9 protein-coding genes are annotated in these 15312 nt (G+C 38.8%); 6 read left to right on the top strand and 3 right to left on the bottom strand.

The features are described from left to right. Positions 1 to 15: 15 nt before the first annotated feature. Both AC1M9B_RS07335 and AC1M9B_RS07330 read right to left on the bottom strand, forming a co-directional pair. Positions 16 to 1536 (bottom strand): catalase, encoded by a 1521-nt coding sequence (locus AC1M9B_RS07335; RefSeq protein WP_035264193.1) that lies wholly within the window; start codon positions 1534 to 1536, stop codon positions 16 to 18. Between the two features lie 424 nt (positions 1537 to 1960). After that, the gene (locus AC1M9B_RS07330; RefSeq protein WP_481608871.1) at positions 1961 to 4198 is read right to left on the bottom strand and encodes a fatty acid desaturase; all 2238 of its coding nucleotides are present in this window, start codon (positions 4196 to 4198) and stop codon (positions 1961 to 1963) included. Between the two features lie 111 nt (positions 4199 to 4309). On the opposite strand from AC1M9B_RS07330, the gene AC1M9B_RS07325 reads away from it, so the two are divergent. The 6 genes from AC1M9B_RS07325 (at position 4310) to AC1M9B_RS07300 (ending at position 12702) form a co-directional block, all read left to right on the top strand. Further along, positions 4310 to 5326: an AraC family transcriptional regulator gene (locus AC1M9B_RS07325; RefSeq protein WP_481608870.1), complete on the top strand. Its 1017-nt coding sequence runs from the start codon at positions 4310 to 4312 to the stop codon at positions 5324 to 5326. A gap of 151 nt (positions 5327 to 5477) precedes the next feature. Then, a complete protein-coding gene (locus tag AC1M9B_RS07320; RefSeq protein WP_481608869.1) occupies positions 5478 to 7127 on the top strand; it encodes an acyl-CoA dehydrogenase family protein in 1650 nt (549 codons plus the stop codon). 207 nt (positions 7128 to 7334) lie between these two features. Continuing rightward, positions 7335 to 8504: an efflux RND transporter periplasmic adaptor subunit gene (locus tag AC1M9B_RS07315; RefSeq protein ID WP_481608868.1), complete on the top strand. Its 1170-nt coding sequence runs from the start codon at positions 7335 to 7337 to the stop codon at positions 8502 to 8504. Continuing rightward, complete coding sequence (locus AC1M9B_RS07310) at positions 8504 to 10417, top strand: ABC transporter permease (protein ID WP_481608867.1); 1914 nt, start codon at positions 8504 to 8506, stop codon at positions 10415 to 10417. Before AC1M9B_RS07315 ends, AC1M9B_RS07310 begins: the two co-directional genes overlap by 1 nt. Positions 10418 to 10738: 321 nt before the next feature. Further along, a complete protein-coding gene (locus tag AC1M9B_RS07305) occupies positions 10739 to 12298 on the top strand; it encodes a MoaF-related domain-containing protein (RefSeq protein WP_481608866.1) in 1560 nt (519 codons plus the stop codon). 218 nt (positions 12299 to 12516) lie between these two features. Then, the gene (locus tag AC1M9B_RS07300) at positions 12517 to 12702 is read left to right on the top strand and encodes a DUF7230 family protein (protein WP_035264181.1); all 186 of its coding nucleotides are present in this window, start codon (positions 12517 to 12519) and stop codon (positions 12700 to 12702) included. Between the two features lie 265 nt (positions 12703 to 12967). On the opposite strand, the gene ptsP is transcribed toward AC1M9B_RS07300, so the two are convergent. Continuing rightward, on the bottom strand, positions 12968 to 15262 hold the full coding sequence (ptsP, locus tag AC1M9B_RS07295) for a phosphoenolpyruvate--protein phosphotransferase (RefSeq protein ID WP_035264179.1): 2295 nt from the start codon (positions 15260 to 15262) through the stop codon (positions 12968 to 12970). Positions 15263 to 15312: the final 50 nt, after the last annotated feature.

The following is a 15312-nucleotide window of genomic DNA, read 5'->3' as shown; positions in this document are numbered from 1 at the left end:
TTATGGAGATATTAATTAAAGTAGGCCAGGATTTCCTTGTGCTGGGTCAGTTGCACGTGCAGCCTGTGCATCAGCTACAGTCATGCCTAATGCTTTTGCAACACCCTCGCCATATGCTGGGTCACAAGCATAGCAGTTACGAATATGACGATACTTAATGAAATCTAATGCATCGCCCATTGCTGCGGCTGTATTGTCAAATAAAGCCTGTTTTTGCTGATCATTCATGAGATTGAATAATGCGCGTGGTTGACTGAAATAGTCATTATCATCTTCGCGGTAATCCCAGAAATCTGCCGCACCAGAAATTTTTAATGGTGGCTCTTTATATTGTGGCTGTTCCTGCCATTGGCTGAAACTATTTGGTTCATAGTGTGGCAAAGCACCATAGTTACCATCAGTACGACCTTGACCATCGCGACGGTTTGAGTGAACAGGGCAACGCGGTGCATTCACTGGAATTTGATAATGGTTAACACCAACACGGTAGCGTGCAGCATCTGCATAGTTGAACAGACGTGCTTGAAGCATACGGTCAGGTGAGAAGCTGATGCCTGGCACTAAGTTACTTGGAGCAAAGGCAGCTTGTTCTACGTCTTGGAAGTAGTTTTCAGGGTTACGATTAAGTTCGAATTCACCGACTTCGATCAAAGGATAGTCCCCTTTAGGCCATACTTTGGTTAAGTCAAATGGGTGATATGGAACTTTCTCTGCATCTAACTCAGGCATGATTTGGACGTACATTTTCCATTTCGGGAAATCACCACGTTCAATCGCATCAAATAAGTCAGTTTGAGAACTTTCGCGATCTTTCGCAATAATCGCTTCAGCTTCTGCATCAGTTAAATTCTTAATGCCTTGTTGCGTGCGCATATGGAATTTAACCCAGAAGCGTTCGTTGTTGGCATTAATGAAACTGAAGGTATGGCTACCAAAACCATGCATGTGACGGTAACCATCTGGGATACCTCGGTCTGACATGACAATCGTCACTTGATGTAATGCTTCTGGAAGTAAAGTCCAAAAATCCCAGTTGTTGGTTGCACTACGTTTGTTGGTTTTAGGATCGCGTTTAACTGCTTTGTTTAAGTCAGGGAACTTACGCGCATCACGTAAGAAGAAAACTGGAGTGTTATTACCTACTAAATCCCAGTTACCTTCTTCAGTGTAGAATTTCATTGCGAAACCGCGGATATCACGTTCAGCATCTGCTGCACCACGTTCGCCAGCAACTGTAGAGAAGCGCACAAAAATATCGGTTTTTTTACCGATTTCAGAGAATAATTTAGCGCGAGTATATTGCGTAATATCATGGGTAACAGTGAAGGTACCAAATGCCCCAGAACCTTTCGCGTGCATACGACGCTCAGGAATCACTTCACGAACGAAGTTACCTAATTTTTCATTCAGCCATAAATCTTGTGCAAGTAAAGGACCACGTGCACCTGCTGTCATACTGTTTTGGTTGTCTACTACAGGAGCACCAGCATCAGTTGTTAAGTGGGTGACAGGACATTTTTTTGAGTCATCGCTCATATTCATTCTCCATTTATAATATATGCCTTTCTTGATGGTTGGCTGAGCATTCACTTTTATAAGTTCTAGCGCCTCCAATATCAGAGACATGAACCGTTTTGTTCGATCATTCTAAAGCAACATTGTGACAAGAATGTGTTTTATTGAGTTTACAAATTCATCATAAATCATGATGCGTTCAATTGGAGTGTTTAATTTGTAAATAAAATTCCAATTACCCTCATATAAATTAAGGGTTTATTTGAATATTCACCAATAGAATATTTGGTTCAGGTTAAAAGGATTTAACGATGATTTACAGTAAGGTTTTGGTTGTGCAATTTTTGGATATGAATCATAAGTTTGGTTGTTTAAGTGTTTGAATCTTACTGTCATGAAGCATTGCATGATTACTTCATGACGGCGATTAACTTAAGAATCTTTGTTAAACATCAAGCACAATGATTGGTGAGCGAGCCACAGTGTTGCATAGCGTAATGCGATGTTGAATAGTGGATGAATCAACTTCTAACTGAGTTTGACCTTCCAATTTAGTGCATACACAGGCTTTGCATAAACCTTGTTGACAACCGCTTGGCAGTTTTAAACCAGCTTGACGCGCGGCTTCAAGTAAAGTGACATTGCCTTGAATGTCGATACTTGTATTACTTTTTTTGAAAATTACTCGACGTGTAACACCATCAGACTCAAAACTGAGAGGAGCAGGTTTAAAATTTTCTGTGTGAAATGCTGCTGCTTTAACGCCTGCTTGAATAAGTTGTTGGCGAGCAGAATCGATTAATGCTTGAGGGGCGCAGGCATATACGTGTTGGCATTTAAAATCTCGAATATAAGGTTGGAAAATTTCAAGACTAAAACGTCCTTGTCGTAAATCAGATGCCGACTCGTTCTGAACTTTGGAGCAGATAAAGTGAACATTCAAATTTGAATACTTCGCGATTTGACGAATCTCATTTTCATACAAAATAGAATTTTCATCATGGTTAAAGTAAAACAAATGAGCTTCAGCTTTACTTTCGATACGCTGATATTTTCTTAACATACTTAAAATTGGTGTAATACCGACTCCTGCTGCGATAAAGATTAACTTCGGCGGGAGGGTGTCTAAAACAAAATCAGGTGTAGATTGTGGTGGACTTACAATCGTCACCTCTGTATTTACAGGAACATGATCATGAATATAGTGAGAAACGATTCCCGCAGGTGTACGTTTCACTGCTATTTCAAAATAGCCATCTGCGCTTTGGCTTTCATGCAATAAGCTGTATTGACGAATATAAGTTTGCCCATTTATTTCAAAGCTTAATGAAATAAATGCACCTGCCTGCCATTTTAAATGTTCCCAGCCTTGAGGCTTGCTCATTTTGAGTGTTTTGACTTGACCATTAAGCTGTATTTCGACTTGTATAACTTTTGCCGACGCATTATAGAACTGTGGCTTGTGTAAATATGTCATGGTTGAGGGTGGCTGATATTGAATTCCTCGTTTGATACGTTTTAATAATTCTTTTGGTCGAATGAGTAATTTGAAAGGGTTATTTTTTTCTTGATTACCAAAAGGTAGAGTTCTTTTAATGAGGCTGAGCGGTATCGCTGGAATCAGCTTTTCCATGGGTGAATTGTGATAAGGCAAATGATATTTTTCACAAATACTACGTACTACAGCTTTGATTTGTCTTTGACGATTACATGCTAAATCTGGAAATAAATGATGCTCAAGATGTGTATCTAATCCGCCATAAAAGATTTCAAATGGAGGTGGATTTGGATACGGGACCTCATCATCAAGGATTTTTTTGAGAAACTGATCCAGCGGTGCATATGGGATAAAATTGGTGGTACTTTTAATCTGTCGTATGAAATATTCTTCTTGCGTCTCATCAGGTCCAGGATCTGAATAAAGCTCCAAATTTTCAGCGTGATGTTCTAAGAAGAGGATATGAAGTAAAAAACCATAGCCTATCGTTGTTGTAAGATAATTTCCGATAAAAACAGGTAATTTTTTTGACCATTTTGCAGCGACTGGTGCTTCAATAAACTGTTTTTGAGCATGAGCTTTTATGAGACGAAGTGATTGAGTAAAGGTTTCTTTGGAAAGGATCTTTCGACCTTCTGTACGTGCTGCTGATGTGGCTGTATAGAGTGTGAAATAGTAGGATGGAGTGATCATCAGCGCACTGTAAATCAGCAATTGAACACTGTGATGCCCGTACCAGCTTTGACCTGCCAAGCTTCTTAAAAAGGAATACCCTAAATCATGATCTTTGCCAACGATGTTGGTAAATGGATGATGATTTTGATGATGCATGACGCGCCATTCACGAGGATCAGTCACAAAGTCCCATACCCAGCGTTCTGAATGAAACTCGGTTGCTTGGGGGAGGTGATCATAACTTCCGTGCATGATGTTATGACCGAGCTCTGAAAATTCGAGTAGGGTGTGTAAACAACCCAGAATAATGCCCCGTCCCCAAGATTCTAAACTTATACATTCACGAATAAGTTGCTCACTGCGTAATTTTATAGCCTTTGAATATGCAGCAACATTTCGAATATGATCAATATCTTGGTCGTTCATCTCGGCTTTGGTTTTTTGATATAACGCCGTGAGTTCATTGACCAGGCTTTGCTGTTCCTCAGCAAGATTGGCATACATGTTCATAAAAAATTCCATTTTCTTTTATTTATGAATATAAGAGATTGAATTCACTTGTAGAATGATAATTAAACAGTTAAATTTGACATTAGATGACAAATAAAAACGCGAATAATGATGCTTAATTCATGGAAGTTTTTAAGGGAAGCGAATACAGCTCGGGTACTATGTCATGTTGCAGAAAGCTACGGTATTACTTTTGAGCAATGCCTAGAAAATACACAACTGACGAAACAGGATCTTTATCAAGAAAATTTTGAAATCCAAGAGCGAAATGAATTACAGATCATCAGAAATATTCTGAATCTAATCTCTGATGAACATCCCATTGCGCTCGAAGCTGGGCTTCGACATCACACCACCACATTAGGGGCTTGGGGATTTGCAATTTTAAGTAGTGCCAATGTCAGAGAAGCGTTGCTGATCGCGATACGATATCTGAAATTAGGCGCAATTTTTTCTGATGTGGCTTTGCAAGAAGATGGTGAATTTACACATTTGAATTTATTTCATCATGACCTAAGTGCTGATATGCAATTATTTATTTTAGAAAGAGATATTGCGACCATCATCACACTTCAAAATGACATTCTTGGTGCTCAATTACCATTTCAGATAGATTTAGCGATGACCAAGCCTTGCTATGCAAATCAGATAGAAGAATTAACTGGTTATCCTATTTTTTATGAGAAACCACAAAGTCGAATCACGATTCAATCTGAATTGTTGCTTACCCCATTGCGTCAAGCTGATGACTTCACTTTTATGCGTTACCAAAAAGAGTGTGAGCATGTATTTCGACGCCGAAAAAGCTTAGGGGACTATAGTAAAAAAATACGCGAGTTTTTATTAAAGAATGCATCACAAATGCCGACGATTGAAGATATATCCAAAGCTTTAGCTGTCAATATTCGTACCATTCAGCGCAATTTAGCCAATGAAGGGATTACGTTTCACCAATTGGTTAAAAATTTACGTGAGGATTTGGCAGATGATTTGTTGCTGGGTACTGATCTTACAATAGATCAAATTTCTGAACGGTTGGGTTATGCAGAAGTATCTGTTTTTTCTAGAGCATTCAAGCGCTGTAAGGGTATGCCACCAGCAAAATATAGAAAGATGATGCAACAATAGCAGAACACAATACTGAGATAATATTAAGCCGTTAATAAAAATTTAATGACAATTCAGGTCATCATTTGCACTAGATAATCTACTTTCAAAAGCTATACTCGATAATATAAATAATGAAGTTAGAGATAAAAATTCCAAAGAGGGTGCGTTTATGTCGGCATGGATGACACATCAAATACATAATCAATTTGATGAGCTTCAAGATTACAATCTATATACAACAGATCCAATCTTACAAGAAATCTTACAGCGTTATGGCAGTAGAAACTCAGTCCATTTAAGTGAATTTGGCGCAGTCGTAGGTTGTGAAAGCTTTTATCACCATGCTGATCTTGCCAATAAACATCCTCCTATTTTACATAGTTTTGATGCTCGAGGTAGACGGGCAGATTTTGTTGAATTTCATCCTTCATGGCACAAATGGATGGCGTTAAATCGTAAATATGCGGTTCATGCACATCCTTTTCTAAATTTCACTCAAGAATCTGGTTGGGTGGATTGGGCAGCAAAATTCTTCCTCAGTGGTCAAGTGGAGTGTGGAAACTTATGTCCAAACTCAATGACCTTGGGCAGCATTCCATTGATTCAAAAAGAACCTGAGCTGTGGAAAAAGCTAGGAGATAAACTTTTATCCACTGAATATGATGAACGCGATTTACCGATTGCTCAGAAAAAATCGATTTGGATTGGAATGGGCATGACTGAAAAGCAGGGTGGTTCTGATGTGCGTGCTAATGAAACGACAGCTGTTCCAGTTGGGCGGTCTGGAAGAGGACAAGCCTATTTACTAACTGGGCATAAATGGTTTTTTTCAGCACCTATGTGCGATGCACATTTGGTTGTTGCTAAAACTGAGCATGATGGATTGGCGTGTTTCTTTGTTCCGCGTTGGTTGGAAGATGGCACAAAAAATGCGATTCATATTCAACGACTCAAAGAGAAGGTTGGAAATCGCAGCAACTCCAGCTCTGAGGTCGAATTTAAAGAAGCTTGGGGCATTATGATGGGGGAGGCTGGACGCGGCATTCCAACGATTATTGAAATGGCGAATTATACCCGATTAACGTGTGCGGTAGGTTCAAGTGGCATTATGCGTCAGGCCCTAGTACAAAGCATTGCCTATACTCGTCAACGTCAAGCATTTGGTAAAAGACTCATTGAGCAGCCATTAATGCGGTCTGTGCTCACAGATCTTGCTTTAGAAACTGAAGCGGCAGTGCAGTTGAGTTTTCATTTGGCTCATTGTTATGAACATGACAGCGAACTTTGTTTGGCATGGAAACGTATCATGACACCAGCAGCAAAATTTTGGATCTGTAAAAGAGCAGTAGAAATGACTGGTGAAATGATGGAAGTTTTCGGTGGCAATGGCTACGTTGAACATGGCATCATGGCTCGTCTCTTTAAAGAAGCACCTGTAAACACCATTTGGGAAGGGTCAGGTAATGTCATGTGTCTCGATGTGCTTCGTGCTATTTCACGTGATCCTGAATCAATCGAGCATTTATTTAAAGATTTAGCATCTACTGCAAGTCAAGACAAAATACTTAATGAAGAGTTGCAGGGACTGTTTAGATTATTTCATCAGGAACCTGATGATTTACAATTTATGGGGAGAAGCTTAGTCAGTCGTTTGGTTGTGCTCTCTCAAGCAGTATTGCTGAAACGTTATGCGCCAGATTTTATTGCCAATGCTTTTATTGCGACGCGTTATCAAAAATTTCATGGTCAAGTGGTGGGAATGCTTGATCCTAAACAAGTAGATGTGACCTCAATTTTAAATCGAGCATTTGCCGCTTAATTATTTTCCAAAACCCTTTTCTGATAGACAGCCAACACATAGATGCGGTTGGCTGTTATCGATACATAAAAATAAATAAGTACGACAGTGTGAAAAAATAGAATTCACTAGAATCGTGTCATTAAAAATTTTTAAATTTTGATCATATTAAAGTGAATAAAACATGTTGATCAAAAGTTATCTCCTCAATAAAGATTATTCGTCATTATGCACATGCAAAAAAAATCAAAAAAATTAAAGTATTTTTTGGTCTTAGTGGTATTGGTTGCTTTAGCTCTTTCTGTTTATTTCTATATTCAGTCACAAAAAAAGCAGCCAGAACCGCAGACCGTTCAAGTCACTCAAGGTGATCTAACGCAGATTGTTAAAGCCACAGGTGAAATTTATGCATCCGATATTGTCTCCGTGGGTGCGCAAGTCTCAGGTCAAATTCAAAAGCTGTATATCAAGTTAGGACAGGATGTAAAAAAAGGCGAATTAATCGCTGAAATTGACTCGACAACACAGTTGGACAAGCTCAATACCAGTAAAGCCGAACTTGAAGCTGCGAAGGCAGACTTGGCAGCGAAACGTGTCGCTTTACAAACTTTAAAACAAAACTATCAGCGTAAATTAACTTTATACAAAGCTGAAGCAGGCTCTCGTGAAGAGCTCGAACAGGCGAATAATCAGCTTAAACAAGCGATTGCAGATGTTGAGTCAAATGAATATCGGTTGAAACAATTACAGATTAATGTGAATACAGCACAAACTGAATTGGGCTACACTCAGATTCGCTCCCCACTGACGGGTACCGTGGTTTCCATGCCTGTTGAAGCTGGTCAAACCATTAACTTTGCACAAACGACACCTTTGATCGCGACGATCGCCAACTTGAATAAGATGGAAATCCGAATGCAGGTCGCAGAAGGTGACTACACTAAATTAAAAGAAAACATGCCAGTTAAATTTAGCACCTTGGCAGACCCCAATGTGAAATTAGATGGTGTGATTCAAAGTATTGATCCTGCTTTAACGACCCTGACCAAAGGAACTTACGACGATAAAAATGAAAATGCGAATGCAGCAGTGTTCTACTATGCAAGAATGTTGGTGGACAACCCTGAGCGTAAACTCAGTATCGGTATGACAACCCAAAATGACATTATTGTAAATCAAAAAAAGAATGTGCTGAAAATTCCGAAAACAACGGTGATTGGATATGGATCAGATGCCATTGTTTACCTCTATCAACCTGATACAAAACCTCAACCAAGAAAAGTCGTGACTGGAATTTCTGACTCAAATGATATTGAAATCAAGTCTGGTTTAAAGTTGGGTGAAAAAATTTTGGCAGAGGCACCTGACGATAGTGCGAATACATCAGGCGATACTTAATGAGTTTGATTGAACTAAAAAAAATAAATAAATTTGTAGGTCCAGAAAATAATCAACAACACATCCTAAAAGATGTCAGTCTCAGTATTGAACAGGGTGAGTTTATTTCGATTATTGGGCAATCAGGTTCAGGTAAGTCTACTTTAATGAATTTACTTGGATGTTTGGATCAAGCCTCTTCAGGACAGTTTCTGTTTCGTGGACAAGATATTTCCTTATTGAGTAATGATGAGCTTTCATCGTTACGTTTAAAAAGTTTTGGGTTTGTGTTCCAACGCTATAATTTATTGAATGCTTTATCTGCTTTAGAGAATGTCGCCTTGCCCGCGATTTATTCAAATTTGAATGCAGAAAACCGTGCGGATCGAGCACTGCAACTTTTAGCTCAGCTCGGTTTAGCTGATAAGAGTGACAATAAACCCAATGAAATGTCGGGTGGACAGCAGCAACGAGTCAGTATTGCCCGCGCGCTTATGAATGGTGGTGAGGTTATTTTAGCCGATGAACCCACAGGCGCTTTGGATTCTGAAAGTGGTGAAATGGTCTTGCAAATTTTGGAAGATCTACACCGTCAAGGGCATACGATTATTTTAGTTACTCATGATAAAAGTATTGCAGAACGTGCAGATCGTGTCATTGAAATTAAAGATGGACGCATTCTTTCGGATACGCAGCGTAAATCTTTAGGGCAAGTTTCTCCATCAAAAGTTTTTCATGCGGACATGAAATTCAGCTTTGTTTCCCAAGTGTATGAAGCGATGAAAATGTCTTTGCACTCAATTTTCGCCAATCGTTTAAGGTCATTTTTGACCATGCTAGGGATTATTATTGGCATTTGCTCAGTCACCATTGTCATTGCGATTGGTAATGGCGCAAAAGAAAAATTTTTGAATGATTGGGGGGGATTGAAAACAGCAACACTTGAGATTTATCCAGGGGGAACAGCTTTAGCTGCATCTGCCAGCCGTTTAAATATGGACGATTTAAATGCACTCAATGAGATGAAAGAAATTATCCATGTTTCTCCACATGTCAGTTTAAGTGGGAACATGATTTATCAAAATCGTAATATTGATGTGAGTGCAACAGGTGCAGATGGTTTTTATTTAAAAATTAGAAACATGAAAGTTCAATATGGTCGCTTTTTTACACAGAGCGATGTTGAACAGCGTTCCCAAATCGTAGTGATTGATAAGCAAGCTGCTGAAAAGTTATTTGGACAGCAAAAATTAGCTTTAGGTAAAACAGTGTTATTTAATAAGCGTTCTTATGAAGTTGTTGGAATCGCTGAACCTCAATATAGCTCAGGTTCTTCACAAATTTGGATGCCTTATAATGTATTGATGTCACAAATTTCAAGTAGTGATAATGTCAATCTGCTGACTGCGGTACTACATCAAAATACTGACTCAGTGAAAGCCGAAAAGAAAGTGAGGCAACTATTGATTGCTCGTCATGGTGTGGAGGATTTTGATATATATAACAGTGATGAGTCTATGAAGTCCTTTGAAAAATATTTAGGAACGATGACTTTCTTTATTTCTGCAGTAGCCTTTATTTCATTGGTCGTAGGTGGCGTTGGTGTGATGAATATCATGCTCGTTTCTGTGACCGAGCGAATTAAGGAAATTGGCTTACGAATAGCAGTTGGTGCTCGCCAAAGTGATGTGCAGGCTCATTTTTTGATTGAATCTGCAGTTTTATGTTTAATTGGTGGCGTTATTGGTGTTGCGATCGCCTTGATCGCCAGTTTTATTTTTAATGCGATTAGCTCAGATTATAAGATGGTATTTTCATGGTCAGTTGCTATTATCGCACTGCTATTTTCAACACTGGTTGGTTTGATCTTTGGTTATATGCCCGCTAAACGTGCTGCAAACTTAAAACCAATTGAAGCCTTAGCCCATGAATAAGAAAAAATTAGAGATGGCTGTTCAGTGAGTATTGTCTGTATTAACAGGTATTCAAAGTTCAAGATACTAAAGTTAACATTTTTTATCGTGGAATTTATTGTTGCAAATCAGTCTAATATTTTAACTGTAAATTCGATTTTTTTACTTACTAAACCGTAAGTACTTCTCATCCTTCTTCTGCCTCAATAAGCTTTAAATTCGTCTTGTTGCACTGCCACATCCGCAGTATGACGAGGGGAAATATGGCACTTTTGCTTTAAAGCTTATTTAAAAAATAAAGATCAATAAGAACCATAGATAAATTTATCTCATGAGGCTGATATGACAAAACTCCTAACCACTAGTTTATTTGTGACCACCATTGCTTTAAGTGGCTGTAATGATTCTGATGATAAAAGTCCAAAAGATTCATCAAATCCATCTCCACTCACTTTGCAGACTTATACTCCTGGAGAGGATGCTGTTTTTGCCGTTGCATCAACTTTAATTTCAGGAAAAAAAGATGCTATTTTGGTCGATGCTCAATTTCAGAATCAATACGCTAAAGACGTAGTCAATCTGATTAAGAAATCAGGTAAAAATTTAAAATATATTTATATTTCGCATAGTGACCCTGACTATTATTTTGGAACCAATGAAATTTTAAAAGCATTTCCAAATGCTAAGGTTGTTTCAACCGCGCAGACAGCCTATTTAATACAAGCCTCTAAAGAAGATAAGTTATCAGTTTGGCAGCCACAATTAGCAAAAAGCGATGCCCCTAAAAAGATTATTATTCCTGAAGCCTTAAATTCAGGATATATGGAATTAGATGGGCAAAAGATTCAAGTCCAACTTGATCCAGAAGATTCCGCACATAGTTTCCTATGGATTCCAAGTTTAAAAACGGCATTGGGTGGTATTTCGGTCGCTTATGGTGAGCATTTGTGGATGGCCGATACCAATGGTGTGCAAGGGATCGATCTTTGGAAGAAGCAACTTGATAAAATACTGAGTTTAAATCCTAAAAAAGTGATCCCAGGTCATTATGTAAAAAGTGACTTTTCACCTAAGCCATTGGATTGGATTAAAGGGTATTTAACGAACTTTAAAACAGCAGTTACTGAAAATCAAAGCTCGGAAGGGATTTTTGGATATATGAAAGCAAAGTATCCAGATCTTGAGTCGAGTGAAGAAGTGCTAAAAATGTCTGCACAAGTATTTGCCAAAGAAACCGATTGGAAAGTTGCATCTCCTTATCCGCCAATAGGACAAAAAATTCAAGTCGATTTTACGAGTTTGAAATTTGATCTTGATGTCAAAGACCATCAAAACCTAACTTTTACAGGTGCCGGTGGCGCAGTTGGGCCAGATCTTTCTGAAGCGGTAAAATACACACCTGTTGAGATTGCTAAAAATATTTTTATGGTTTATTGGCATGAGGATAAATCAGGAGATAAGGTCGTTCATATTCAAGATTATAATCGAGATGTCGTTTACACCAACATTGCTGGGAATGATGGAACAATTCATCTTAAAGGCAAAATACTAGGCGTCAAAGGTGTAATCAAGGACATCGGTTTACAACAAGCATTGAACAAACCATTCTTCGCTATTGGACAGACTTTGGCGTTAAACATCAATGGTCAAACGCAGCGTCTTGAATTCAAAGACCAAAGTCTTTTAAATATCACATCAGGACAAAATACATCTGCCAATATTGAATATTTAGCCACACAGGTTGGACCTGAGCAGTTTATGGTGTATTGGACAGATGATGCGACTAAAGAAAATGTTGTACTGATCATCGATCAAAAGCAAAAGATCATTTACCAAAATATCGCAATGCCAGTTGGAAAATTTAATCATCATCGAGGTACATTTAGTCTTCTACCGAAATAATGAAGATTTAGTCCTTTCTATGCTGAGTAAGAGTACCTTCGGGTGCTCGAGTTTTTGATCAATTTAACATAGAAAAATGGCAGAGCTAATCTTAAACATTGTATGCATTCGATGAATGTCATTGAAAAAACCATTATGAATTTGCTTGTATAATGTACAAAAAAGCGTAATATCGCTTTCCCATCATCTAGGGTGGTTAAACTGAAGGTGATTAAAAAATGGCAAAGAAAAAAGCGTTGCCAGAAGTTGTGATTCACAACTTTGTGGCAAAACATATGCATGAAGTCAACAAAAGCCAAGTTTTTGTAGATCGTAAGAAAAATGCAAAACGTGGCTATAGCAAGCACAAAAAAGGGAGATATTCGAATGATTATCTCCCTTTTTTTATATGCCTAAACACGTGAAGGTTAGTCTGCTCCACCACTACTTCCACCATAATCTATATCTACATATGATGATTCGCTCATTTGGTGTTCAGAATTCATCGTTCAACCATGATCTAGCGTATAATTTGAAATAGGTTTATTGGGTCTTGAACTACTTTTTAATTTACTAACATATAAATGAAATAGAATTACCGAGATCGCTACGATCAACATGAAGATTAAAAAAAAAGCCAATTGATTATGTTGTTACTCAGCTCTTTCTCTGCTTAAACCGAGATTCATATTAGGCATTTACAATACGATTCGATTTCACCATATCCGCTAAACCATGATGACGGAAATAATACTCCATCCAACTTTTCACAATGAGTGGATTACTCATTTTCACCACTTCATCCAAAAGTGTTTGCGCATCGACCATTGGAACATGACAAATTGCTTTACGGACTCTGAGAATATTGCTCGAACTCATTGAAAGCGTATTAAAGCCCATTGCCATCAGTAAAATTGCTGAGAGTGGATCGCCAGCCATTTCACCACAAATACTGACAGGTTTGTCATATTTATGACACTCTTGAACTAAGCGTTGCAATGCTCGAAGCACTGAGGGATGGAAGTGAGAATAAACACTCGATACACGTGGGTTATTACGGTCGACTGCCAACAAATATTGGATTAAATCATTCGAACCCACAGAGAAGAAATCAACTAATTCTGCAAACTCACCAATTTGGAGTAAAACACTAGGTACTTCCACCATGATGCCAATCTTAGGACGATTAATTTTAACTTGTTCTTCTTCCTGAACCGCAGCTAAGTCACGCTCAATAATATAAAGCGCTTCTTCTACTTCACTGACGCTGGTGATCATTGGCAGCAAAATATGCAAATTATTCAAGCCGACACTGGCTTTTAACATCGCACGAATTTGTGAAGAGAAAATCTCAGGATGATCCAAGGTAAAACGAATCCCTCTCCATCCTAATGCTGAGTTTTCTTCTTCTATTTCGAAATAAGGTAAATCTTTATCTGCACCAATATCCAAAGTACGCATCACGACTGGTTTATTGGCAAAGTGACTAAGTTGTTGACGGTAAATCGCCCGTTGCTCTTCTTCACCCGGGAAACGATCACGCAACATAAATGGAATTTCTGAACGATAGAGTCCGACACCTTTGGCACCGCGTTGTACACCACGCACGACATCAATCATTAAACCTGTATTCACAAATAAGCGTACTGCAACACCATCAGGAGTGATGGCATCTTTGGTTTCATACTGTTTAAGATCTTTGGCGATTTGTTCTTCTTCTTTTTGGATGTCACGGTAACGTTGACGTAAACGACGTGGTGGATTGATAAATACACGTCCTTGATAGGCATCAACAATCATTTCCACATCATCAAGGGTAGTCACCGGAAGTTCGGTGACACCAACAACTGTGGGGATACCCAAAGCACGTGCCACAATCACCATATGTGAATTGGCAGCCCCTTCAGACGTCACAATCGCTGCAATCTTATCTACAGGAAGTTCAACCAATGCTGCCGTACTGATTTCTTCACCCACGATGATACTGTCATTGCTCAGTTCACGATGACTCAGATCATCTTCTTGAAGTGCTGCTAAAATACGTCGCCCAAGGTCTTTTAGGTCTGCAACACGTTCTCGTAAATAATCGTCTTCCATTTGTGCAAAGATTGCCACATGACGATCAATAACGTGTTTAACTGCACCTTGAGCCCAGTGACCATCACGGATTAACTCTTTGATTTCAGCAGGCAGGGCATTCTCATCCAACATTCTCAAGAATACGCTAAATAATGCACGTTCCTCAGACATCAAAGAATCTTGCATTTTATCATCAAGTGATTGAATTTCTTGGCGAACTGAATCAACTGCATGATCAAGTAATTCAAGCTCTTCACTGATATCTTCAGCTTCGCGGTCAGGTACTGAACCTAAATCTGCGGGTGGATAAAGAATAAGTGCACGACCTAATGCAATACCACCTGCACCTGATGATCCTTGAAATGTTTTATAGGTTGGAGAATTATTTGGCTTACGGAAAACATCAATATTTCCAACTGCATGCGCATGGGCGATAACGCCAGAAAGTTGCGCACAAAGTGTGACTAAAAACGATTCAGCAGCTTCGCTAAAGTCTTGTGGTTCAGTATTTTGAACCACGAGAACACCCATGACTTTTCGACGATACATAACAGGAACGCCAAGGAAAGAGTTATAAATCTCTTCACCCGTTTCTGGGAAATATGCGAAACGCTCATGCTTAAACGCATTCTCGATATTGACGATTTCCTCGCGTTGCCCAACGAGTCCGACCAAACCCTCACCCAGCTGCAGTGAGACATTGCCAATAGATTCAGCATTTAAGCCTTTGGAAGCCATCAGAACGTAACGTTGGTTACGTTCATCAAGTAAATAAATAGAGCACACATCTACATGCATTGCTTCAGAAATTTGGTTGACCATAATTTCTAACGAATCATGCAAACTGACAGACGCATTGATTTCTTGGACAATGCGCCGTAAAGAGTCTAATTGCATGTTCGACATGTAGCGGTGCTCCTCTTAAAGGGATGTAATTATGGTGATTATTCAAATAG

The organism is Acinetobacter sp. ANC_7513, from assembly GCF_056779915.1.
The sequence above is the reverse complement of the archived record's forward strand: the minus strand, read 5'-3'. Positions and strand labels throughout refer to the sequence as shown.

Excerpts from the sequence above, each read along its gene's own strand:
- AC1M9B_RS07335 (WP_035264193.1), bottom strand. The coding sequence starts at position 1,536 with ATGAGCGATGACTCAAAAAAATGTCCTGTCACCCACTTAACAACTGAT.
- AC1M9B_RS07330 (WP_481608871.1), bottom strand. The coding sequence starts at position 4,198 with ATGAACATGTATGCCAATCTTGCTGAGGAACAGCAAAGCCTGGTCAAT.
- AC1M9B_RS07325 (WP_481608870.1), top strand. The coding sequence starts at position 4,310 with ATGCTTAATTCATGGAAGTTTTTAAGGGAAGCGAATACAGCTCGGGTA.
- AC1M9B_RS07320 (WP_481608869.1), top strand. The coding sequence starts at position 5,478 with ATGTCGGCATGGATGACACATCAAATACATAATCAATTTGATGAGCTT.
- AC1M9B_RS07315 (WP_481608868.1), top strand. The coding sequence starts at position 7,335 with ATGCACATGCAAAAAAAATCAAAAAAATTAAAGTATTTTTTGGTCTTA.
- AC1M9B_RS07310 (WP_481608867.1), top strand. The coding sequence starts at position 8,504 with ATGAGTTTGATTGAACTAAAAAAAATAAATAAATTTGTAGGTCCAGAA.
- AC1M9B_RS07305 (WP_481608866.1), top strand. The coding sequence starts at position 10,739 with ATGACAAAACTCCTAACCACTAGTTTATTTGTGACCACCATTGCTTTA.
- AC1M9B_RS07300 (WP_035264181.1), top strand. The coding sequence starts at position 12,517 with ATGGCAAAGAAAAAAGCGTTGCCAGAAGTTGTGATTCACAACTTTGTG.
- ptsP (WP_035264179.1), bottom strand. The coding sequence starts at position 15,262 with ATGTCGAACATGCAATTAGACTCTTTACGGCGCATTGTCCAAGAAATC.